Origin of the sequence: Streptococcus suis (genome assembly GCF_002960625.1) — a bacterium.
GTDB lineage: Bacteria > Bacillota > Bacilli > Lactobacillales > Streptococcaceae > Streptococcus > Streptococcus suis_T.
Genome location: NZ_POJH01000011.1, coordinates 18,395 through 41,910, shown reverse-complemented (window position 1 = coordinate 41,910; position 23,516 = coordinate 18,395). Strand labels below are relative to the sequence as shown.

At 41.7% G+C, this 23,516-nt stretch carries 20 protein-coding genes and 1 pseudogene; 10 read left to right on the top strand and 11 right to left on the bottom strand.

The window, feature by feature from the left end:
• The first annotated feature begins 173 nt into the window (after positions 1–173).
• Genes C1G49_RS00925 through C1G49_RS00915 form a run of 3 tightly spaced genes read left to right on the top strand, consistent with a single transcriptional unit; the run spans position 174 to position 2,309 of the window.
• Entirely contained in the window at positions 174–500 is a 327-nt protein-coding gene (locus tag C1G49_RS00925) for a PadR family transcriptional regulator (protein ID WP_105108268.1), read from the top strand.
• A complete protein-coding gene (locus C1G49_RS00920) occupies positions 487–1,242 on the top strand; it encodes a DUF1700 domain-containing protein (protein WP_105124273.1) in 756 nt (251 codons plus the stop codon). Before C1G49_RS00925 ends, C1G49_RS00920 begins: the two co-directional genes overlap by 14 nt.
• Complete coding sequence (locus C1G49_RS00915; protein ID WP_105124272.1) at positions 1,239–2,309, top strand: DUF4097 family beta strand repeat-containing protein; 1,071 nt, start codon at positions 1,239–1,241, stop codon at positions 2,307–2,309. The genes C1G49_RS00920 and C1G49_RS00915 overlap by 4 nt, the downstream gene beginning before the upstream one ends.
• Positions 2,310–2,383: 74 nt before the next feature.
• Here C1G49_RS00915 and C1G49_RS00910 read toward each other — a convergent pair whose 3' ends face one another.
• The 3 genes from C1G49_RS00910 to C1G49_RS00900 all read right to left on the bottom strand — a co-directional run bounded on the left by C1G49_RS00910 (position 2,384) and on the right by C1G49_RS00900 (position 7,073).
• Positions 2,384–3,601 carry an ABC transporter permease gene (locus C1G49_RS00910; RefSeq protein ID WP_105124271.1) on the bottom strand — a complete coding sequence of 406 codons (1,218 nt, stop codon included), beginning with the start codon at positions 3,599–3,601 and terminating at the stop codon, positions 2,384–2,386.
• Positions 3,598–4,491 carry an ABC transporter ATP-binding protein gene (locus tag C1G49_RS00905; RefSeq protein WP_105124270.1) on the bottom strand — a complete coding sequence of 298 codons (894 nt, stop codon included), beginning with the start codon at positions 4,489–4,491 and terminating at the stop codon, positions 3,598–3,600. Before C1G49_RS00905 ends, C1G49_RS00910 begins: the two co-directional genes overlap by 4 nt.
• A 122-nt stretch (positions 4,492–4,613) precedes the next feature.
• Positions 4,614–7,073 carry a YhgE/Pip domain-containing protein gene (locus C1G49_RS00900; protein ID WP_105124269.1) on the bottom strand — a complete coding sequence of 820 codons (2,460 nt, stop codon included), beginning with the start codon at positions 7,071–7,073 and terminating at the stop codon, positions 4,614–4,616.
• A gap of 125 nt (positions 7,074–7,198) precedes the next feature.
• Here C1G49_RS00900 and C1G49_RS00895 point away from each other — a divergent pair, with 125 nt between their 5' ends.
• The 4 genes from C1G49_RS00895 to C1G49_RS00880 all read left to right on the top strand — a co-directional run bounded on the left by C1G49_RS00895 (position 7,199) and on the right by C1G49_RS00880 (position 10,353).
• Positions 7,199–7,729, top strand: a complete 531-nt coding sequence (locus C1G49_RS00895) for a TetR/AcrR family transcriptional regulator (RefSeq protein ID WP_105112879.1) — start codon at positions 7,199–7,201, stop codon at positions 7,727–7,729.
• A gap of 84 nt (positions 7,730–7,813) precedes the next feature.
• Positions 7,814–8,797, top strand: a complete 984-nt coding sequence (locus C1G49_RS00890) for an ABC transporter ATP-binding protein (RefSeq protein WP_105124268.1) — start codon at positions 7,814–7,816, stop codon at positions 8,795–8,797.
• Positions 8,790–9,569, top strand: coding sequence for an ABC transporter permease (locus C1G49_RS00885; RefSeq protein ID WP_105124267.1), 780 nt, complete (start codon positions 8,790–8,792; stop codon positions 9,567–9,569). The genes C1G49_RS00890 and C1G49_RS00885 overlap by 8 nt, the downstream gene beginning before the upstream one ends.
• A gap of 1 nt (position 9,570) precedes the next feature.
• Positions 9,571–10,353 (top strand): ABC transporter permease, encoded by a 783-nt coding sequence (locus tag C1G49_RS00880; RefSeq protein ID WP_105124266.1) that lies wholly within the window; start codon positions 9,571–9,573, stop codon positions 10,351–10,353.
• 47 nt (positions 10,354–10,400) lie between these two features.
• On the opposite strand, the gene C1G49_RS00875 is transcribed toward C1G49_RS00880, so the two are convergent.
• The 4 genes from C1G49_RS00875 to C1G49_RS00860 form a co-directional block, all read right to left on the bottom strand.
• Positions 10,401–11,225 (bottom strand): Cof-type HAD-IIB family hydrolase, encoded by an 825-nt coding sequence (locus tag C1G49_RS00875; protein ID WP_105124265.1) that lies wholly within the window; start codon positions 11,223–11,225, stop codon positions 10,401–10,403.
• 223 nt (positions 11,226–11,448) lie between these two features.
• The gene (locus tag C1G49_RS00870; protein ID WP_238595821.1) at positions 11,449–12,171 is read right to left on the bottom strand and encodes an ABC transporter permease; all 723 of its coding nucleotides are present in this window, start codon (positions 12,169–12,171) and stop codon (positions 11,449–11,451) included.
• 6 nt (positions 12,172–12,177) lie between these two features.
• Positions 12,178–12,918, bottom strand: a complete 741-nt coding sequence (locus C1G49_RS00865) for an ABC transporter permease (RefSeq protein WP_105124263.1) — start codon at positions 12,916–12,918, stop codon at positions 12,178–12,180.
• Positions 12,911–13,846, bottom strand: coding sequence for an ABC transporter ATP-binding protein (locus tag C1G49_RS00860; RefSeq protein WP_105124262.1), 936 nt, complete (start codon positions 13,844–13,846; stop codon positions 12,911–12,913). The genes C1G49_RS00865 and C1G49_RS00860 overlap by 8 nt, the downstream gene beginning before the upstream one ends.
• A gap of 485 nt (positions 13,847–14,331) precedes the next feature.
• Here C1G49_RS00860 and C1G49_RS00855 point away from each other — a divergent pair, with 485 nt between their 5' ends.
• Positions 14,332–15,198: a helix-turn-helix domain-containing protein gene (locus tag C1G49_RS00855; protein ID WP_105124261.1), complete on the top strand. Its 867-nt coding sequence runs from the start codon at positions 14,332–14,334 to the stop codon at positions 15,196–15,198.
• Positions 15,199–15,298: 100 nt separating this feature from the next.
• Positions 15,299–15,550, top strand: a pseudogene (locus C1G49_RS00850) (transposase); the annotation flags it as partial.
• A gap of 348 nt (positions 15,551–15,898) precedes the next feature.
• Here C1G49_RS00850 and C1G49_RS00845 read toward each other — a convergent pair.
• Both C1G49_RS00845 and C1G49_RS00840 read right to left on the bottom strand, forming a co-directional pair.
• Positions 15,899–17,152: a CapA family protein gene (locus C1G49_RS00845; protein ID WP_105114354.1), complete on the bottom strand. Its 1,254-nt coding sequence runs from the start codon at positions 17,150–17,152 to the stop codon at positions 15,899–15,901.
• A gap of 87 nt (positions 17,153–17,239) precedes the next feature.
• Entirely contained in the window at positions 17,240–18,175 is a 936-nt protein-coding gene (locus C1G49_RS00840; protein ID WP_105124260.1) for a dihydroorotate oxidase, read from the bottom strand.
• Positions 18,176–18,396: 221 nt separating this feature from the next.
• On the opposite strand from C1G49_RS00840, the gene gdhA reads away from it, so the two are divergent.
• On the top strand, positions 18,397–19,743 hold the full coding sequence (gene gdhA / locus C1G49_RS00835) for an NADP-specific glutamate dehydrogenase (RefSeq protein ID WP_105124259.1): 1,347 nt from the start codon (positions 18,397–18,399) through the stop codon (positions 19,741–19,743).
• Positions 19,744–19,976: 233 nt separating this feature from the next.
• Here gdhA and C1G49_RS00830 read toward each other — a convergent pair whose 3' ends face one another.
• Both C1G49_RS00830 and rseP read right to left on the bottom strand, forming a co-directional pair.
• Positions 19,977–21,830 (bottom strand): proline--tRNA ligase, encoded by a 1,854-nt coding sequence (locus C1G49_RS00830; protein ID WP_105124258.1) that lies wholly within the window; start codon positions 21,828–21,830, stop codon positions 19,977–19,979.
• A gap of 419 nt (positions 21,831–22,249) precedes the next feature.
• Positions 22,250–23,509: an RIP metalloprotease RseP gene (gene rseP, locus C1G49_RS00825; RefSeq protein ID WP_105124257.1), complete on the bottom strand. Its 1,260-nt coding sequence runs from the start codon at positions 23,507–23,509 to the stop codon at positions 22,250–22,252.
• Positions 23,510–23,516 lie beyond the last annotated feature (7 nt).

The following is a 23,516-nucleotide window of genomic DNA, read 5'->3' as shown; positions in this document are numbered from 1 at the left end:
AGTACGGTTGGACTTCCAGCCGTATTTTTTTTGGTAATTTTTGCACAAATATTCTTGACAAAATATTTGTTTAGGTGTATATTTGTTATATACCAAGATTTGATATATAACAAATAACAAATATATACCAAATCCAAACCTAATCACCCAACTACCAAAGAAAGGAGTGTCCTATGCATTTTCCAGTCCCCGCAGTGCTGACAGAATTTCTTATTATGGCTATTTTGGAATCCGATGATTCCTACGGATACGAAATCTGTCAGACCATCAAACTGATTGCCAATATCAAGGAGTCAGCCCTCTATCCTATCCTGAAAAAGCTAGAGCAAAATGACTTTTTGACCACCTACTCCCAAGAATACCAAGGCCGCATGCGCAAGTATTACAGCCTGACCCAGCTGGGCCATGAAGAACTGGTTCGGCTCAAAGATGATTGGGATACCTACACAACAACCATCAACGGTATTATAGAAGGGAGCGTCCGCCATGACAAGAACTGAGTACATGGAGCAACTTGAAAAACATTTGAAAAAGTTGCCCCACAAGGAATACTTGGAAGCCAAAAACTTTTTTGAAGAATACTTTGACGAGGCTGGTCCAGAACGGGAAGCCGACATTATCGAAGAGCTAGGCTCACCAAAGGAAGCTGCTAGTGAGCTGATTAACAACATGCTCAACCGTCAACTAGAAGATACAGCTCCAACAGAAGATGTGACCAGTCCTCAGGACAAGCGCTTCTTGCTCACTTTGGCTTTGTTGAGCGCTGCCCTTCTCATCTCTGCTTTCTTCCTCTTTGTTGAACCACTGCTTGGAATCATGGGAATCTTCCTGGTCACTATCAGCGCAGCTTTTTACATCGGTAAAAACTTAGAGCAATTGAAACATACACGGAAAACAGTTTGGTTGGCCAGTCTTGCTCTGATTACTCTTCCGATTACCATCCCTCTTCTTCTCTTGCTGATCGGGGCCTTGTTGGGCTTGGTATTATTAATTGTCGCCTTCATCATTGGTGCATTTGGCTTGGGAGTCGGCTTGATGGTTACTGGTGGTTCCTTGATTTGGGAAGGATTTACCTTGCTTTCAAAAGGATTCAATGTCTTCATCATGGGTTTTGGCGCTGGCTTATCTCTGCTTGGTGCGGCCATCCTACTCTACCTTTTGACCGGATTTTTCTCCTATTGGGCATGGCGATTGGTCAAAACCTTCTTCCAATGGATCTTGAAACGAGGTAAACGAGCATGAAAAAGAAACTTACTATCGCCCTCATCACGGGCTTTGTCAGCTTGATTGCTGGCTTGATTCTGGTCGGAATCGGATTTTTCTCTGGTGGTCTCAACCGCCTGGAAGAAATTGCAAAGCCGAATCAGGTTCAAACATCCTATACTTCCCTATCAGAAATCCAGATTAGAGATCTTCCGCATTCAGTTACAATCAAGGAATCAACCGACGGACTCTTCCATGTGTCCTATGCCAACTCAAAAAATAACACCCACAACACAGTTGAAGTTACCGAGAAAAACGGCACTCTGGCCCTTAGCTCCAAAAATCCCCAACTGTCCATTCAAGGTATCATGCAGGTTCTCGGGGAAAGATTAGCCGATGACGCCATCGACATCTACTCAGTTACCATTGAGGTTCCAACAGGTAAGCAGCTGGACAGACTCATCAGTAACAATGCCTATAATCGCTACTACGATAGTCTCTACATCGAAAATGTCCATATCAAGGAAATGACCGTCGAGCAAGGCGGGATGCTCTATCTCAACAATGTCCAATTGGAATCAGGTACTGTAAGTAGTTACTATACAAATATCAGTAAATCAACGATTAAAAATACCACTATCTCTGCACAAGGTGACAATATCCATTTCTATCAGACCCAGCTCGAAAATGTTTCTGTTGAAAACTATGGTCAACTGGATTTGATTGAAGGAACTCTCCTAGGAGACAATAAATTCCTCCCACACGAAGACCGAGCTTATACCGTGACCAATATCGATCTGACTGACCAATCATTAGCAGACATCAACCTCCAGATTCAAAATAAGCTTGACGTGAGAAGTCTAGGCGAATTTATGGGCTACTACTACGAGTCAGATGAAGAGTGGGAAACTGCCCAAAGCGAATCAAGTCTGATTGACGAAAGTCAGTTGAAAGACATTGGTATCTTTACAAGAGACCAGTATGAAAAACTAGAGGTCAAGGAAACAGAAGATGGTTTTAGTCTGACGGTTGAGAAAAAAGAAAGTAAAAACAAATTAACCGTTGAAGCAACCAACGCGACTATCAACCTCCGTGATCCAAAATAAATGACCGAACAGCTAACAAAGACCAACTTAGGAATCCTAAGTTGGTCTTTTCGTTCTATCTATTGTAGGCAGACTTACTTACTCGTTAAGCCTTTTTTCAAGCTTCTCCAAAAGCCGATATCATCGGTCTGTAAAATCAAGCCTGCATAGGATTTACCTATAAAGACGATTGCGCCAATCGTGGTCGCTGCGAGAATGAAGAAAGATAGCCAGGTCTCCCAGCTACTTGCCCAGCCATTTATCTGGCGAATCGGCATAAAGAAGGAGGATAAAAATGGGATGTAGGATCCGATTTTCACCACCATATGTTCTTGGGCTTGTTGCCCAAAGGTCATGGCCCCTAAAAAGCCGATGATAATAGGATAAATAACAGGTTGAACAGCCTTGTTGACATCTTCTGGCCTCACCACAAGAGAGCCACACAAGGAAGCCAGGGTTACTCCTAGGAGCAGGCCGAAAATAGCAAAGAGAATCATGGTCCAGTCCAAGTTGTCTAAAACAGCTTGCACCAAGACCTGGTTTGACTCAAAGATTTCCTTGGTCAATTCCAATTGTCCTGCTAGGTGATAGGCCAAGATGCCACCTACAAGATAGACACCCAAATGGGTCGCAATGACGAGGAAGATGCCAAAGATGCGACCATAGAAATAGGTCCAGGCTGGAACACTAGAGAAAATTACTTCCATGATTTTCGTTCCCTTTTCACTGGCTACTTCCTGGGCAGTTGTAGAAGCATAAACAATAGTCATGATGTACATGAGGAAAATCAAGCCAAAGAAGGTAATCATCTGCCCAATTTTTTCCAGCCCCTCTTGGTCACCAACTTCCTCCACATAGGAAGGCTGGATGGCTAGAACTTCAAGCTGAGTTGGTGTCAGTTGAGCATTTGCTTCATTAAGTTGCTGCTGCAAGCTCTCTAGAATAGACTGGAAGGTTTGCTGAACGGATTGAGAAGGGACCTCTTTTCCATGATAGGTCGCCTGGTATTGCTGGTCCACAACTGCGACCTTGATATAGCCTGCCAACTCTTCTTCTGAAAGCTGTTGCTTGGCTTCTTCTTCTGTCACAAGAACCAGGTCTAAATCGAGGGTGGCAAAGGCCATGTGGGCCATAAAGTCCTCACTTACGAGACCAATTTTTTCCGACCCAGCATTCATGCTAGAGCTTGTTAGATAGGCTGATCCCAAAGATAAGCCGAGAAAGAGGAAGGGAGATAGGACCATAAAAACAAAGGACCAGGATTTGACCTGACGGAGATAGGTTTCTTTTGCAACTAATAACAAAGCTTTCATTCTGCCACCCCCGATTTCATTTTAAAGATTTCATCAATAGTTGGAGCCTGCTGGTCAAAGGTGGTCAGATACTGCCCACCACTAATCAACTGGAACAATTCCTGACCTGCTGATTCATCATCCAAGACTAGTCGCCACTTGTCTTGATTGGTCATCTGAATAGAAAGGACATGGGGCAGACCTTCCAAACGTTCTTTCGGGATATCAGATGATAGGAAGAGCCTTGTCCGACCAAATTGACGGCGGATATCCTGAATGCCCCCATTGAGAACCAATTGACCATCTTGAATCATGAGCAGTTGGTCACAGAGTTCCTCCACATTGGTCATGACATGATCTGAGAAAATGAGAGTCGCTCCGCGTTCTTTTTCTTCCAAAATAACCCGTTTCAAGAGATCCGTATTAACAGGATCAAGACCAGAAAATGGCTCATCTAAAATGATTAAACTTGGCTGATGTATCAAGGTAACAATCAATTGAATTTTCTGTTGATTCCCCTTGGATAGACTCTTTATCTTGTCATTCATCTTGCCCTTGACCTGCAATCGCTCCATCCATACAGGCAATTTTTCCGCTACTTCCTTGCTGGTCATGCCCTTAAGGCTAGCCAGATACCGCACCTGATCAAAAATGGTCAACTTGGGCATGAGGCTCCGCTCTTCTGGCAGGTAGCCGATTTTTGGGAACAAAGCTGGCGTGACAGCCTGCTGATCCAAGATAATCTCTCCCTCGTAGCTGACAAAACGCAGTAAGGAATGGAAAAAGGTTGTTTTACCGGCACCATTTTTCCCTACTAGACCACAGATTGTTCCTGATGGAATCGTGAATGAAATGTCCTGCAAGACTTCCTTGGTCCCGTAACTTTTACATAAGTGACGAACTTCTAACATCTCAACCTCCTTAGAATTGATTGATTTTATTGTACACCTTTTTCTTGGCATTGTAAATAGTTGCTTGTAAAAAAATGCAAAAATAGCAGAACAGGAAACCTGCTCTGCTATTGTCCCAAAAACTACTCCTCAGTAGGTCGATAAATCAAGAGCCCCAATCCCGTGAATCCAATCAAGAAGAGACTAAGCATCCATGTTTGATGACTACTATTTCCAACCATAGAAATGGTTTGACGAAGACCTGAAACAGAATAGGTCATTGGAAGATAGGGCTGAATGACTTGGAAGAAGCGTGGGCTGAGTTCAATTGGATAGGTACCTGCGCTTGAGCCAAGCTGTAGTAACAAGAGAATTAAACTTGCGAAGGATCCGAAACGATTGTCCCAGCCCACCAGAGCTGTAACGAGGGCCATGAAGGTCCAAGAAGCTAAGAGGATTAATCCCAAGGTTGCCATTGGATGAGCCGGTTCGATTCCAATCAAGCGAAGAACACCGTACAGAATCACTGCTGCTAGACTAGCAATGATACCATTGAGCAAGAATTTTCCTCTAGCCCAGTCCCAACGATTCTTGTAGGAGCGATTATCAATGTGTTTGACAAAAATAACATTCGCTGATAAGGCTGCAACCATCAGTGCGACTGATACCATGTAAGGAGCCATGCCGACTCCGTTGGTCTTCACATCATCTTGGTCACTGTGTTCCAAGGTGACTGGTTGAGAAACTGCTTGTGCATTTTTATCTTCTACAGAGACGACTGATAGTTGTTGACTGGCTGAGCTGAGTGAATTCGTTAGGGTTTCACTACCTGTGCGGAGGCTAGTAATACCGCTTGTCAAGGTTTGACCGCCACTAGCCAACTGTTCTGCACCAGAAATCAATTGCTGACTACCAGAAGCCAGTTGTCCTGAACCACTGACAAGCTGATTGGAGTTGGAGGCCAAGGTTGCCAATCCTGATGTTAACTGGCCACCTCCTGATTGGATACTACTATTATTCACAACCAACTGGGCTCCACCCTCTGCTAATTGGGCAACACCTGCGGTATAGGCTGTTACTCCTGACATGAGCTGACTTGCTCCATTTGATAATTGCGTTTGAAGTTGACTCACACCACTCGTTAAGGCTTGAGTTCCTGGTAGAACTTGTTGGTTCAAGGCGGTGTTGACCTGACTCAAGCCACTTGATAGGTTTTCAATGGCTGTTGCGGCGCCTGGCAATGCTTGATTGGCAGCCGTGTTGATCTGACCGACAGCTGATTGTAGCTGGCTCATTTGTGTTGCCATGCCAGAAAGACTTTGTAGACTAGATAAGGCTTGACTCAGTTGAGATAATTGACCCAAAATCGTTTGAGCCGCTGTCACTGTTGTAGAAGGAGAGTTTTGGAGGGCTCCAACCAATTCAGCTTGCTGATCAGCTGTCAAGTTTTGATAGGTAGCTGTTGCTTGCAAGGCTTCAATGCTGGCTGTTTTATCAGCTTGGGCTGCTGTCAACAAGCCTTGAGCCTGAGCCCCCATCTCCGTCAAGAGATGGGATAAACTGCTTGTATCTACTGCAAGTCCTCCGATACTGGATAGGCTGGCATTTAATTGGTTGATGGCCGCCTGCAACTGAGGAAGCCCTGTCAAGAGTGCTTGTATCTGACTAGACTGTTCAGCAGACAAACTAGTTGAACTAGCGAGTTGCTCCAAGCCTGCCTGCAATTGATTGGCTCCTGTTACCAGTTGTTCAACCTGGCTTGCTCCTGATTGCAATTGTCCCACCCCAGCGATGAGCTGAGAGGAATTGGCATTTAATTGCTCCGCACCTGAAGCAAGACTAGCTACCCCATTTGTGTAGGTGGTTAAGCCACTGGACAGTGTTTGACTGCCTATCGCAGCCTGATTGACTCCATCTGTATAAGATACGAGACCGGTGGCCAATTGATTTGCTCCTGTCACGAGTGCTTGACCCGAAGTCGTTAAAGTAGTCAGTCCATTTGAGAGTGTTTGACTGCCTGATTCCAATTGACTGGCACCATTTGTTAATTGTTGGCTTCCATCTGCTGCCTCAACCATGCCGTTTTGAATTTCTCTCATACTATCAAAAACGGCTGTCGTGTAGGTTTCAGTAATTGTCTCTGAAACAGATGTCTTTAATTTCTCCATAGCTGATTCGCCCATCTTAGAAGCAACAAAGCTGTGACCTTTAGATGTTTGATAGGAAATCGTTAGTGGTTCAGACTGATTCGTCAAGAGACTGGATGCTTTTTCTGATAAATCTTCTGGTAGGGTGATGACCATATAGTAGTCCCCTTCTTCCAAACCTCTTTCCGCATCCTTTTCTGATACAAAGTGGAAATCCAGACTTTGGCTCTCTTTCATATTATCCACCATATCATCACCAATGGTGAGGGTTTTAGCTTGAAAGCTCGCCGACTGGTCTTGATTGACAACTGCTACAGGCAGCTGGTCTAGTCGACCGTAAGGGTCCCACATAGAAGTTAGGAAACTAATGTTATATAAGGCTGGGACACAGGCAACACCAATAATGGTAACCAAAGTCATTGGTTTTTTGAAAATATTCTTTACTTTTTGTAACATAAGCAACTCCTTTAGACATGTTGTCCAAAAACTGATAAAATACATTATACAAGTATCATTTTCAAAATCAAGTTAGAAGAACCGTTTTTAGACACTATGTCTAAAAACGTTCAAAAGGAGAAATTATGGGAACAGATAATCGAAAAGAACGGACACGTCAGGCAATTTTAGAAGCCATGATTACTTGTCTTGAATCGCAACCTTTTAACGAAATTACAACCACACACCTGGCAAGTCAAGCCGGCATCAGCCGTTCTAGTTTTTATACACATTATAAGGATAAATATGAATTGATTGAGGCCTATCAAAAAGATTTATTTCATCAATTCGAATACATTTTTGATCGTCATGGGCAGAATAGAACACAAGTTTTTTTAGAAATTTTTCAATTACTCTATCGAGAACAACTCCTTTCTGCCTTGCTCAGTCATCATGGTACACAGGAAATTCAACAATTTCTAATCCATAAGGTCCGCATATTGATTGCAAGGGATTTGAAAGAATATTTCAAAGAACCATTATCAGAAAAGGAAAAAGAATACCGGAGTATTTATTTTTCACATGCCTTCTTCGGTATCATGCAGGTATGGATAAAAAATGGGAAGCAAGAATCACCTCAATTCATGACGGATTTTCTAATCAAAATGTTACCGTAAACATTATTTTCTGCCTTCACAACTTAAGAAATATGGTATAATAGCTATATCGTGCAAACGTTTTCTTAAAAGGAGATGAATGAAATGATTCAGGCAGAACATCTATCAAAAACCTATTCTATTATCGATAAGGAAGTGGGACTCAAAGGCTCTATCAAGGCCTTTTTCAAGCCCAAGAAAAAGGCCATTCCTGCTGTTCAAGACATTTCCTTACAGGTGAGAAAAGGAGAAATTATCGGCTATATCGGCTCCAATGGTTCCGGTAAGTCGACCACCATCAAAATGCTGACAGGTGTTCTCTATCCAGACCAAGGCTCCGTCCGCATCAATGGTCTTAATCCACAAGAAAACCGCAAGGCTGTCAATAAGCAAATCGGCGTTCTCTTTGGACAAAAATCTCACTTGGACTGGAACTTGCCTGTTCAAGAATCTTTTATCCTTCACGCAAAAATCTACGATGTCCCAGATAAGATTTTCAAAGAGAGATTGGCTGTCTTGATTGACCTATTGGACTTGGCAGATATCATGAAACAACCCATTCGTAATCTTTCACTTGGCCAACGGGTTCGCTGTGAATTTGCGGCTATCTTTATCCACCAACCTGCTGTTGTCTTTTTGGACGAACCAACCATCGGCTTGGATGCCAGCGTCAAGGAGACCATTCGCTCCTTCATCCGCTATATGAATCAAGAATACCAGACCACCTTTTTGATTACTTCCCATGATATGAAGGACATCGAAAGCCTCTGTGAGCGGATTTTTATCATTGATAAGGGCAAGAAAGTCTACGATGGTTCACTGACCGTCCTCAAAGAACGCTTTTCCACAGTCAAGACCATTCTCTTCTCAACAGAAAAACCAATTGAAAAAGCCTTGCAAGTGGATGGCTGGGAGTTTGAGCAGTTGGATGACTTCCACTTTGAAATCCATTATCAAAGCAAGGTATGGACCAGTGCCCAGGTGATTGAACAAGTCTTCAATCATTATGCCATTGAAGATGTTACCATGAAGGAATTGGAAATTGAAACCATGGTCCGCCAAATTTATGAGGAGGGTATCCATGCGTAAATATCTCTACATGACCCGCCTGACCATGATGAATGCTATGCAGTATAAGGCTTTCTTTCTGGCTACCTTCGTTTCACTGGCAGTGAAGATTTTGGTAGCTCTCTATGTCTGGAAAACCATTTTCTTCACTCAATCAGAAGTCAATGGCTTTACCCTACAAACCTTTACCACCTACATCATCTTTGCCAATCTACTAGCCAGTTTGAATTCTTTCTCACTTGGTGAAGATTTGTCCCATAGCATTTTGAAAGGGAGCATCGCGGGGGAATTTCTCAGACCCTATTCCTTTATCCTAGCCCTCTTTTTCAAGGATCTTGGCAATAAACTCCTGGAACTGGTAAAATTTGCCATCGTTTTTATTGGTATCTTACTGGTTCATCAAGATTTTTATCTACCTGATGGCCAAACCATTTTTCTCTTTCTAGTCAGCTCGATTTTGGGTATGTTTATCGTTCAACTACTGGATATGGCTTTTGGTTTTTTGGCATTTTTTACAGTCAACGCCTGGGGAGTCATGCTTCTGAGAATGGGACTTTTCAATCTAGCCTCGGGGGCACTATTGCCACTCAGCTTCTATCCACAGGCTGTGGGAAACTTTTTGAAACTCCTTCCCTATAATTATGCGGTTAACGTTCCAGTTTCTATTTTATTAGGACAGGAAAGCGATATAACTGCTTTGGGATTGCAAGTTATATGGATACCCATTCTAGCCTGCTTCATCGCTCTACTCTGGTCCCAAGCCAAGCGTCGTATTGTCATTTTTGGAGGTTAACATGAAGAAATATATCAGCCTCTATCTATATAACATCAAGGTCTACATGATAGCCCAGATGTCCTTTCGGGTGGACTTCTTCATCGGGCTTTTCTCCTCGTTGATTGAACAAATTGTCTACCTGATTTTCCTCAATATTCTCTTTGGAAATATCAAGGAAATCGCTGGTTTCAACTACGGTCAAATGCTTTTCATCTATGGAATAGCGACCGTCGGACGCTCCATTCACTTGATTTTCTTTGACAATCTCTGGATGTTTGGCAGTCGCTACATCCGACAAGGCGAATTTGAACGCCTCCTCCTCATGCCTGTCAATCCTCTTTTTCAACTAATTTGCGAACGAATTCAACCACAAGGAATCGGAACAACCATTATCGGTTCCCTTGCACTAGTCCAGGCTTCACATGAGCTAGGCATGGAATGGAGTCTTGGAAAACTAGCCTTACTAATCTTTATTGCCATTTGTATCGGCCTACTCTATGCAGCCATTCAACTCGGTCCAACGGCTCTAGCATTTTGGATTGTAGAGTCTTTCCCTCTGACCATGGGGATTTTCTCCCTCAATCAAATGGCTCAGTATCCCCTCAACATCTATCCAAAAATCATTCAAATCCTGCTGATTTTTGTTTTCCCCTACGCCTTTACCGCCTACTTCCCAGCTCTCTACTTCCTAGATTTGTCCATGTGGGGACTGGCTTTACCGCTGGTGGTAGTGGTCCTATTTTCCATCAATTATAAGCTCTTCCGCTATGGTATGACCAAGTTCACCAGCGTAGGAAATTAAAAGAGCTAGAATTCTCTGTCCTGAGAGTTCTAGCTTTTTCTTTATCACTATAAAACAAGTTCCTCAAGCACCTGAAACACACCGGCTTCCAAATGGCTAGGGGCCATGTATTTGGCAACTGCCTTGACCTTGTCTGTCGCATTTTCCATGGCATAGGAAACACCAACATAGGACAACAATTCGATATCATTATCCGAATCACCAAATGCTACAACCTGATCTGGTTCAATATCTAAACTGTTCAAAACCTGTTCCAAGCCCCATGCCTTATGGATACCCTGCGGTAGAATGTCAACGGACCCATAACCACTGGTTACAGCCACCAACTGACCGTGAAAAACCTGATTAAAGGCTTCCGTCATCTTATCCACACGCGCTTCTGGAACCCAAAGACCAACCTTGTGTATTGAGTCTGAAACTGGATAGGCACTGAGGTCGTCTAGATAGGTCACACGATTTTGGAAGGCAGTCATTTGTGCGGGTTCAATGGGCAAATTCGTCCCTTCAAATGGCACACCTGCCCCAACCTGCATATAAATGTCCTTCTCCGTTGACAACATTAGGCAGACCTCTGCCCAACGGTCTTTGAAATAGTCTAAAACTGCTCTGATTTCTTCTTGCTGAATGCTTCGCCGAATGATGGTTTTGCCAGCTTGATAGACATGGGAACCATTATCTGCTACAAAAATCAAGCGTTCTTCAAATCCTTTAAAGAGTTGAAGTAATCTACCTATTCCATTGCCACTGGCGATGACAAATGGGATGCCTTTCTCCTCTAGCTTATCCAAAATCCATGCAAAACGTTCTCTGTCAAAACTCCCCTGACCATCTAAGAAAGTCCCATCCATATCTGTTGCAATCAGCTTTATCATACAATCTAACCTTTTCCCTTTCAAGGGGGGCAAAAAACAAGTAGGTCTGCATCTAAAATCCTAGTATAATTTCTTTTATTATACCACACAGTTAACATGAAACATAATATCCAAAAATTAAGAGAGGCTTTTTAATGCTACCGAAGAATGTAAAGTGTATTTCTCGAGTTTATCAGTAACACATATTTAAATACGCTGTATTCCCTAATTTAGGCTAATACAGTCATTTATAAGCGAAAATAATCTTTATCATCCCTCTATCTGCTAAAAAATAGCAGACACAGGACAGTAAGACAAAAAACCAAATAGCATATACAAAAACTGTCAAAAGTGTAAACTCCTTCATGATGAGCAATGGTAAATTTACCAGATAATACTGCCCAAAAGCCGTTGACAAGGTAAACAAGCCTGCAAATGACAGTAGGAATGCAAAAGGGACCGCAAGGATAAGTTCCCTCCTACATTTTCCTAAAAAGAGGACAATAATATTAGCAAATAGTGTATAAACAAAAGCTACTACTCCATATCCAATCACCCACGATAACAGAGTAATATTAGAAAAAACAAGTTCACCATCTATCATCTCGAGTACAAGCATTGCAAAAAAGATTAGCTCACTGAGTAAGAGATTCATCAGCAAAGCAAGAATAAACTTTGATTGAATGAATCTTTTTAAATCCACTGGAATCAGTCTAAGATTCGCAATCGTTTTAGAGTCTTGCTCTATTCTTATCAAATCCACTACAATCATACTGGAAAAAGGAAGGAGAAAATAATAGTTCAAAAAGAAAAAGCCATTTTCCAAATACCAACCATTTACACTACCATATCGATGGCCTTGATACAGCTGATTACCCATCACAAATTCCAACAAAAAGAGAAAAATGACAACCAAAGGCAGACTATATAGGAATTTGCGACGTCGTAGCTTGCTTAATTCGAGCATAAACATTTAATTTTCCGCCTTTCTTAACCAGAATTTAATGGATAGAAAAGATAAGACAAATAAAGATAAACCTAAGACAATACTTGATACGAAAGCCGGCTGTTGTAGAACTACTCCTTCGCTATTTCCTTCCCAGATTAAACTAGTAGCACTTGTAATTGGACTGATGTTTGGGCTTGTCCTTGCTAGAAAGAAGGATACCAAAACATAGATAACTCCTACCAAATTCCCAATGATATCCTTTCCTTTTCCTTTAATCATCACGAAAGCAACTAAAGGAAATACACCAACAGGAATCAACAAACCGCTACTAATACATAGATATAAAAATCTTAGCAATAAAGGCAATGTGACCGTTGAAGAAAATCGGGATAGTAATGCAAATAAGGAAACGGAAACATAGGTAAACATCATAATCAACAGAGCATTGATTTCTATATACAATACCTTAGCCCAAAAGGTCTTGATCATATTCGCTGAAGCAAGTTGCAAGTTGTTCATTATATTATAGCGATATTCCACACCAAACGCCTGTATAGTATAAGAGACACAGTACAAGGGGAGAATTAAAAAATTCAAATAAGACAAGGAAAATTTATAAACAAATGGAAAAGAGTCAAACAAACCTCGTGCATCATTTACATAATAAAAGATAAGAGCTAGATAGAGAGCAATCACACCATATACAACCATATTCAGTTTTTGATGCTTTTGTTTGAGAAATTCAATTTTTACTAACTCAAGCAATTCCCTCACCTCCAGTTATTCGCTCAAAATAATCCTCCAAACTTTCATGGTTTCTATAGAAATATTCTTTTAGGACTATTCCATTTTCCTTTAAAATAGCAGAAACAGCTGCAATATCAAAATCAGATGGACCTCCCTGAAGTTCAAGGTCTACATCAGAAAGAATACTTACGACTCCTTTCAGTTTGAATTTGCAAAGAACTTCCTTAGCCTGGTGGGCATCAGAAACGGTTAGATGAACTTTATTTTGCTCTGTGTCACTTACTGGTCCTTTCATACTCTTTTCAGCTATTAAGTGAGCATTGTGCAATATTCCCACTCTGTCAACAAGTTTTTCAAGCTCTGAGATAATGTGACTGGATATTAAAATAGAAATGCCTTGATCAGTACTAAGTTCTTTTAAATAGCGACGCATTTCAAGGATACCAATAGGATCCAAACCATTTGTTGGTTCATCTAGTATCAGAACTTGCGGGCGGTGCATAATCGCATTGGCGATTGCCAAGCGTTGCTTCATTCCGAGAGAATACTGCTTGAATAATTTCCTATCCTCTCCGTCTAACCCAACAACTTGTAAAGCTTGGTCTACCTGTTTTAGAGAAATACCTCTCAGTCTTGCAAAAATAGAAAGATTTTCTTTACCTGTTAAGTTGGGATAAAAAGCTGCACTATCTAGTACCACACCAACTCGAGATAATAAATCCTTAGAAAATTCCCCTGACAGTTTTTCGGATAGAATCCTCACTTCACCGCTATCCATCTCTATCAACCCTAAAATAGCCTTGATAAAAGTTGTTTTACCAGCACCATTTCTTCCTAGTAATCCATAAATCTCTCCTTGATTTAGCGTAAAATTTATCTTTTCAAGGATAATTCTCCCATCATACGATTTTGACAAATTGGATGTCTGTATTACTTGATGTTGCATTTTATATTCCTCCTAGCACCCATACATTCGTATTTAGAGATAACACGAGTTAATCTTTAGAGCAAAGGTCAACCTCGTCAGTATAAACGTTTATTTTCTTCATTTCTCTACTATTCAGAATTAAAATATCGAAATGCCTCAATCAGCCATATCTACATCCACAACATCAAAATTTACAATGTTAGAATGGTAGGAATAGTGAGAAATTAACGTTTCATCATCAATAATTTGAGTATTCGGCATTTTAGATACAAAACCAAACACAAAAATTAAAGCGAGAGCCATCTTTGGTATTAAGTTTAATTTTCGCATCATATTGAAAACCCTTTCTTAGTTCTTAAATATATTCTATCATTTTCCTAAAAAACAGCAAGTTTTTTTTGAACTTTATTTTCAAAAAATTACTATCTGACATTTTTGCTATTTGCATTTTTAGCAAAAAGTAGATATAATAGTTCTAAAACTTGAAATTGAAAAGGGAACATATGAATAATATACTAGGTGAACGTTTAAAAATTTTAAGAAAACAAAAAAATCTATCCCAAAAAGAATTAGCTGAGGGAATTTGTGAACCCAGTCAACTTAGCAAGTTCGAACGTGGCTTAGTGAATCCTTCCTCAAAATTACTCAACCAACTTGCTAAACGATTAGAAATTTCTATGGACTACTTTTTTGATGAAGATATCGTTATTCACTCAAACCTCGAATCCTTTAAGTCAATTGCGACAAAATTGTTAGAAGATAGAGACTATAAAGAACTTGAATATCTCACTATTCTTGAACGCAATAATAATTCCGTGCTTTCAAATGATGATAATTGTTATCTTGAATGGATTGATGCAATCCTTCTTTTCTACAACTATCATCAAAAAGAAGAAGCTATTTCTCAATTAGAAACTTTACTATATAAGGTAAACAATCATGAAATAACTTACTTAAATATTTTAAATACACTATCCAACTTTTACTCTTTAACTAATCAAATTATCAAATATGAAACAAATTACAAAAAACTAGTAAAAGAATACCAAAACAAGAATCTTTCCGTCTCTACCTATCTCTTTGGTTATATAAAAATTCAGTATAACTACTCCTACCACTTATGGAAACAGGGAGAAACACTCTCTGCTATAAAAATAGCGATGCAAACGATTGAATTATGCAAACTACATCACACTAGCTATCAACTCGCCCCCCTATTAACGATTGTTGCAAACGCTGGAGAAAAATTTCTCCCTAAAGATAAAAGAAAAGAATATTACACAGACGCAAAGAACCTTTGTAAAATCTACGATAATGATCTTATGTATCTTCAACTCGAAGAAGCTTTAAATAAAAATTTTGCAGATTAAATACTCTAAATCCTAAAAAACAAGATTACTTGAATCTGTTACACTAGACTGGACAGAAATTATAAAGTGTTCTATACTGAGAAAAACAGGAGAAAACTATATGTCTAGAAGAATTCGCCGTCACTTCACCGATGACTTTAAGCAACAGATTGTTGAGCTTCACAAGGCAGGAAGAAAGTGGAGTGAATACATCAAGGAGTATAACTTGACCCCTTCAACCTTTGACAAGTGGGTAAGACAAGCCAAAACAACCGGTTCCTTCAAGTCTGTTGATAATCTGACCGACGAGCAGCGTGAGCTCATTGCCCTAAGAAAGAGAAATAAAGAGCTAGAAATGCAATTAGGCATCCTATCACATCAAAACACTCAACTTGTGTTCTCACTCTGATACTTACCCCCTATATGACAAAAAGCCTTGCAATTAAGGCTTTTCATTATCCCTTTCGTTCCAAGATTTCTAAACTTTTACGAGCAATGCTACACACTCGACGTGGTCTGTCTTTGGTAACATACAATTTAACGATTCACGAATCAAAGGTGTCTAAACAAAATGCATCATCTTTAATAGCATTGAAACTATATCTACGGACAGCTAAAAAGCCTTGGAAACAGCTAGTTCCAAGGCTTTTTCTGTATTCTATTGTATCAATTTCCTTACTCCGATATCTGTTGCAACTAATCGAACTACCATATTCTCTCCTTACCAATTTAGATTTACAAAATCCTTCATTTCTTGATAGGCTGTGTCCACACGCGCCTGGGTATCTGGATCCAACTGCCCATAATACTGACCGCCTTCTACCCAATCTTGCAAGATATAGGTTTGATACGCAAATTGTTCATAACCTTCTGACGAATACGTCCCCTTGGACAAGCGATTGACCCAGGTCGGATGAGCTTGGGCTGTCTGGATGCTGGTCTGCCCATTCTCTTTCTGAACGGTAATATCCATCAAAACACCCCGTTCTGTCCACTGGGCATTGGGTGTGTCTTCCATGCTTTCGATACGCTGGTTTGACAGGAAGTTGCCCATAGAATAGATAATCAATTTTCTCTGCCCATCTTTCTCAAGAATTTCAGCCGGCTCGACCACATGGGGATGTCCTCCCAAAACAATATCAGCCCCCCAATCAATCATTTGACGATACAGAGTGGTCTGCTCCTCTGTTGGTTCCAACTGGTACTCCACTCCAGTTTGAGGCATGACAATGGTTATATCAGCCTCTTGCTCTGCCCGTTCAATCTCAGCACGCATTTTTTCTTGATGAAAATCGGACAGGTAGCCATCATACTCCTCCTGACTAAGTAAGACTTCCAATCCATTAAAACCATAAGCATAGGCTAAAACAGCTATACGGATACCATTGACCTCTCGAATGTAGATCGGAGCAGTTGACCGATTTCCTTCCGCATAAACACCAACAGTATCTACACCAACTTCCTTGAATGTATTAACTGTAGAAACCAGACCAGACAGGTGAGAATCCAAGATATGATTGTGGGCCAAATCCACCACATCATAGCCTGCATCACGGATGTTACTAGCAACGATACTAGGAGCATTAAAGAGCGGATAGCCTGCCAACTCCATATCCGGAGAAATGGTTCCCTCAAAGTCTGCAATGGCAAAATCAGCCTGCTCAATCCAGGGTTTAACATAGGTGAAATTCTCAGAAAAATCATAGCTTCCATCCACTTGCTCTGCCCCCCAGAGAATCGGCAAATGGTAAAGTAGGTCTCCGTGAGCCATAATGCGAGCAGTCCTTACTCCCTTGTCTCCTTGGGTTTGACCAGTCTCTTCTTGTAACTGAATTTCCGAGCTAGGTGTAAATTGTTCCAAGACAAAAATAAGCCCCAACAAAAACAGTGCTAGACAAGCAATAAATACTAATTGTTGTCGGCTTCTTATTGAGGATACTCTCTTAGAACGGCTATATGTCCTAGATTGTGACATCTTCTCACCTCCTCTTTCCTTATCCTTATTATACGCTTTTTATCCTAAAAAATCTATAGAAAAACGGGGATAAACCCCCGCTTCCTCCTAGTCAATATACTGTAACTTTCCACGGAAATCGTCAATGGTTTCATAGCCCTTTTCTGCCATAATAGCCTCCAATTCAGCAGTAATGCGCTCAAAGGCAGACAGACCTTCCTTTTGCAGAGTTGTGCCAATTTGAACCATGCTGGCGCCGCAGAGAATGTGTTCAAAGGCGTCGCGCCCTGTCAAAACACCGCCTGTTCCGACAATCTGAACTTCAGGTTTCAACCGTTGGTAAAAGGCATGGACATTGGCCAAGGCAGTCGGTTTGATGTATTCGCCTCCGATACCACCAAAACCATTTTTAGGCTTGATAACCACCTGCTCATCTTCAATATAAAGTCCATTGCCAATGGAGTTAACACAGTTGACAAAGGCTAAAGGAAATTGATTAAAAATAGCGGCTGCCTGATCGAAGTGGACAATATCAAAGTAAGGTGGCAATTTGATGCCCAGCGGTTTGGTGAAGTAGCTAAATACCTCTCGCAAGATGGTTTCCGTCGTTTCAAAGTCATAGGCAATCTGCGGTTTACCAGGAACATTTGGACAGGAGAGATTAAGCTCAACAAGTCCCTTAAAATCACTTGCCTCTACCGTTTTTAAAATCTCATGTGTTTCATCTGGCGACATCCCAACAAGAGATAGAACAAATGTTCTCTCGGGCTCACTTTCCTGCAATTCCAAGAGGTAGTCCAAATAATAACGGAGCCCCTGATTGGGCAAGCCCATAGAATTGATAGAACCAAGGGGCACATTTTGATAACGGGGTTCTGGATTGCCCGCTCGGTAGTCCAATGTTGCTGTTTTGGTCACAAAGGTCCCTGCCGCTGAATCCTTGACGGCATTCAATTCTTCCTTGGTCATACACCAAACCCCCGCCGCATTCATCAGGCAGTTGTCAAATGCAAATCCACCCAGTGTCGTTGCTGTTGAAACCATGATTTCCTCCTAGTGATTGTTTCGTTTGACTGATTATACCATATCTTCTTGACCAACCCAATGGATTGCTGTCAATGTTCGCCTTTGCTTAAATTTTTATTAAAAATATTCAGAATAATGTATTTTTTACTTTACAAGAAAAATTGGAAGTGCTATAATAATCAACAGATAAATTAAATTGTCAGACAATTTAATAAATAAAAAAGAAATCAGGTGACCCTATGTCAAATGCAAAAGCTTATATTGCCCAATCATTTGAAGCTGTTAAAGCTCGCAACCCACATGAAACTGAGTTCCTTCAAGCTGTTGAAGAACTCTTCAATACGCTTGAACCTGTCATCGAAGCACACCCAGAATACATCGAAGAAAACATCTTAGCCCGTATCGTTGAACCAGAGCGTGTGATCAGCTTCCGTGTTCCATGGACTGACAAGGACGGTAAAGTGCAGGTGAACCGTGGCTACCGTGTACAATACAACTCAGCAGTAGGTCCTTACAAGGGCGGTCTTCGCTTCCACCCAACTGTTAACCAATCTATCTTGAAGTTCCTCGGTTTTGAGCAAATCTTCAAAAACGTTTTAACTGGTCTCCCAATCGGCGGTGGTAAAGGTGGTTCAGACTTCGATCCTAAAGGCAAGACTGATGCTGAAATCATGCGTTTCTGCCAAAGCTTTATGACAGAATTGCAAAAACACATTGGTCCTTCTCTTGACGTTCCTGCCGGTGACATCGGTGTTGGTGGTCGCGAGATTGGTTATATGTACGGTCAATACAAACGCCTTCGCCAGTTTGATGCAGGTGTCTTGACCGGTAAGCCTCTTGGCTTCGGTGGTTCACTCATCCGCCCAGAAGCAACTGGTTACGGCTTGGTTTACTTTACTGACAATATGTTAGCTGCAAACGGTAAATCCTTCAAAGACCAAACTGTTCTTATCTCAGGTTCTGGTAACGTAGCTCAATTTGCAGTACAAAAAGCTACTGAACTTGGAGCAAAAGTTATCTCTGTGTCTGATTCAAATGGTTACATCATTGATGAAACAGGTATCGATTTCGACCTTCTCTGCGATATTAAGAACAACCGTCGCGCTCGTTTGACAGAGTACGCTGCTGAAAAAGCAAGTGCTCAATACTTCGAAGGTTCTGTATGGAACTACGCTGGCAAGGCTGACATCGCCCTTCCATGTGCTACTCAAAACGAAATCAACGGTGAGCAAGCGGCTGCCCTTGTGAAAAACGGCGTTTACTGTGTGGCTGAAGGTGCCAACATGCCATCAGACCTTGACGCTATCAAAGTCTACAAAGAAAATGGCGTTCTTTACGGTCTTGCTAAAGCAGCAAACGCTGGTGGTGTAGCTGTATCTGCCCTTGAAATGAGCCAAAACAGCCTTCGTCTTTCATGGACTCGTGAAGAAGTAGACGGCCGTCTCAAAGACATCATGGCCAACATCTTCAATACAGCCAAAGAAACTGCTGAAAAATACAACCTTGGTACAGACTACCTTGCAGGTGCTAACATTGCAGCCTTCGAGCAAGTTGCGGATGCAATGATTGCTCAAGGATTAGTGTAAGAAAACTTTTAGCATTCCATACTATAGTAAAAAAACTCCCAAATTGACGTGCCAATTTGGGAGTTTTTCTAATACTGCTATCGACAAACAGCCCTATCAGAACTGCCTATTTTCATTCTAAATCTGCTCTCTGGTTAGCTCACCTTATTTTCAACTAGGAATACAGATGAAACTTCCTAGCCAAAAGACCCTGCCCAAAGGGAATTGGACAAGGTCTTTTATACTGTCTTCATTTACTTAGTCAAAATTTGGAGGGTTTCAAGAAGTTGGTCCACATGGACTTCAACTGTGTCACCTGTTCCCTTGATTTTCACTTCGACGATGCCGTCCGCTGCTTTTTTACCAACGGTCACACGGATTGGCAAACCAATCAAGTCGCTGTCAGAGAATTTAACACCGACACGCTCATTACGGTCGTCTGTCAAGACTTCATAACCAGCTCCGACCAAGCTCGCTTCGATAGACTGAGTCAAGGCCATAGCTTCTTCATCTTTGACATTGACTGGAATCAAATGCACATCAAACGGTGCCAATTCTTTAGGGAAGTTGATACCCCAAGCGTAACGGTATTCACCTTTTGGTGTCTTGTTAACAAAGAGACGAGCGTGTTGCTCAAGAACTGCCGACAAGAGGCGGCTAACACCGATGCCGTAGCATCCCATGATAATCGGCATAGAACGACCATTCTCATCCAAGATGTTGGCATTCATGCTATCTGAATAGCGTGTACCGAGTTTGAAGATGTGACCAATCTCGATACCACGGGCAAAGTTGAGAACCCCGTGTCCGTCTGGAGAAGGCTCGCCTTCCTTGACTTCGCGAATGTCCACATACTCCGTCACTTGGAAATCACGACCTGCATTGGCACCTGTGTAGTGGAAACCGTCTTCGTTGGCACCGACTACAGCATTTTTCACATCTTGCACCTTGCGGTCTGCAATAATCTTGATATTTTCTGGCAAGCCGACTGGGCCAAGAGAACCAAAGCCTGCACCGAAGACTTTTTCTGCATCCGTTGGACTAGCTACATCAAAGAAATCAGCTCCAAGGTGGTTTTTCAACTTAACATCGTTGACCTGGTCATTGCCAACAAGAAGGGCAACAACTGGCTCGCCATCTGCCATAAAGAGCATGGTTTTGATGGTTTGCTCTTCAGCGACATTCAAGAAGGCTGCCACTTCGTCGATGGTTTTAGCATCTGGTGTAGCAACTTTAACCAAGTCTTCTTCAACTACAACTACTGTACTTGGTTTGTACTCGCTAGTTGCCATTTCTAGGTTGGCAGCGTAGCCAGATTCGCTAGAGTAGGCGATGGTATCTTCACCAGACACAGACCATGCCAAGAGCTCTGCCTTGATCGCTTCAAGAACATCCTCTGGGATTTCCTCAAAAGAAGCAACCGACTTGTCCAAGACAACCCAACGGTCCAGGTCAGTACGGTCTGGTGTAATGGCCATAAATTCCTGGCTATCCTTACCACCCATGGCACCACCGTCACCGATAATGGCCTTAAACTCCAATCCTGCACGAGTAAAAATAGCCTCGTAAGCCGCCTTGTAGTCATCGTAGGTCTGGTCCAGACTCTCGTAGCTAGCATGGAAGCTGTAGCCGTCTTTCATGATGAACTCGCGACCACGGAGAAGACCGTTACGCGGGCGTTTTTCATCACGGTATTTTGGCTGGATTTGATAGATGTTGAGCGGCAACTGTTTGTAAGATTGCACCGCATCACGCGCCAATAGTGTCACCGTTTCTTCGTGAGTTGGTCCCAAGATAAAGTCAGAACCTTCGCGGTTTTTGAGCTTGTAAAGATCGTCGCCATATGTTTCGTAACGACCTGACTCACGCCAAATGTCCGCTGACAAGAGGGCTGGCGCCAAAAATTCAATGGCATCAATCTTATCAAACTCCTCACGCATGATATTTTTTGCTTTTTCAATCACACGGTTAGCCAAAGGCAAGTAGCTGTAAATACCAGCAGAAATCTGACGGACATAACCCGCACGCAACATCAAAGCGTGGCTAATCACCGACGCATCCGAAGGCATCTCCCGCAAAGTCGGGATAATCATTTTAGACTGTTTCATAGTTAAGATATAAGTGCGTTAAGAAAACGAAACGAAAATAGGAAACCTAACGCAGTGCCTTTGGCACTAGGCAGGTTTATCTTTTTCGTAAAGTTTTTAGCACGCATTCAATTCCTTTCGTAGTTTACTTGATTAGAAATCCAGAGGCGTAGCTCTCAATCTATTTTCCGAGTTTTTAGACCGAGTTCAATTACGACCCTCCTTAATTCCTTTCATCGTTTGTTGGTCAGGAAGACACAGGTTTCAGCCTGTGTTCAATTCCTTTCGTAGTTTACTTGATTAGAAATCACAGAAGTCACTTTTTCAAAACCCTCGCTAACGCTCGAGTTCAAATCTGAAAACTCTCTGTTCCTTTCTTTTTCGTATTTTTCAGAACTTCCTGCGTTTAGCACGCATTCAATTCCTTTCTTAGCGAGATTTTAGAAGAATACACGCATAATGTCATTCCAGGTCACAACTAGCATAAGAACGACCATAATAGCAACTCCTGCCAGAGTGATATAGGATTCTGTTTCTGGCTTGAGCGGTTTTCTGCGAATACCTTCTAAAATATTCATAACGATTTTACCGCCATCCAAGGCTGGAATAGGGATAAGGTTAAAAATACCAATATTGATAGACAGCATAGCCATCAGGTTAAAGACTGAGAACCAGCCATTTGCAGCAGCTTGATTGCTGACAGAATAAATAGCCACAGGTCCGCCCAACTGCTTGACATCAAAATTGGCAATCAAGTTCTTTAAGGCAGTCACAACAATAAGGGCTGTCCCACCTGCTTGCTGGAAACCACCAACAATCTTATCAAAGAAACCTGTTTTTAGAATGGGTGAAACGCCAATTCGGTAACTATCTTCAACCTTTTCAGCGGTTACTGTGATTGTTTTTTCAGCTCCTTCATGCTCTACGACCAACTCAAAACTTGGAGCTGTAGTAGCTTCTGAAGCTGCCTGACTGATGATACCAGCAATCTCTGTGTAATTGTCCGTTGCTTGACCATTGATAGACAAAATCTTATCACCAGTCACTAAACCAGCTGCCTGTAAAGCGCCGCCGTCTGTAATACGGACTGCATTGCTTGTTGGATCTGCAACACCACCCTGAGCAAAGACAAGCATGATGAAAATAAAGGTACCTAGAATAAAGTTATTCATAGGACCAGCAAAGTTGGTTATCAACTTCCCCCAGACAGTCGCATTTTGATATTGAACATCCAGCGGAGCAATCCGAACTTCCGTTCCATCTTCCTCTACAATCGTAGCATCGTGATCAACCTTGTAAGTCTTGTTTTCATCTAACACCAAGCCTGTGATTTCTAGTTTTTCCTCAAAATCAAAACCGGTCACGTTCATAGGTAAACTCAGATTATCAAGTTGTTTGCCGGAAAGATTGATACGAGTAACAACCCCATCAGCATTCAAGGTCAGGCTAGCTGGCGTCCCCGTCTTAATTTCCGTCTTATCTTCTCCCCAACCAGCCATACGTACATAGCCACCGAGCGGAAGGATACGAATAGTATAAGCCGTCCCATCTTTACCAATGTGAGCAAATATTTTAGGACCCATACCAATGGCAAATTCTCTGACAAGGATACCCGATTTTTTGGCAAAGTAGAAATGCCCAAATTCATGAACAACTACAATCACACCAAATATAAAGATAAAGGCTAAAATTCCCTTCATAGTCCCT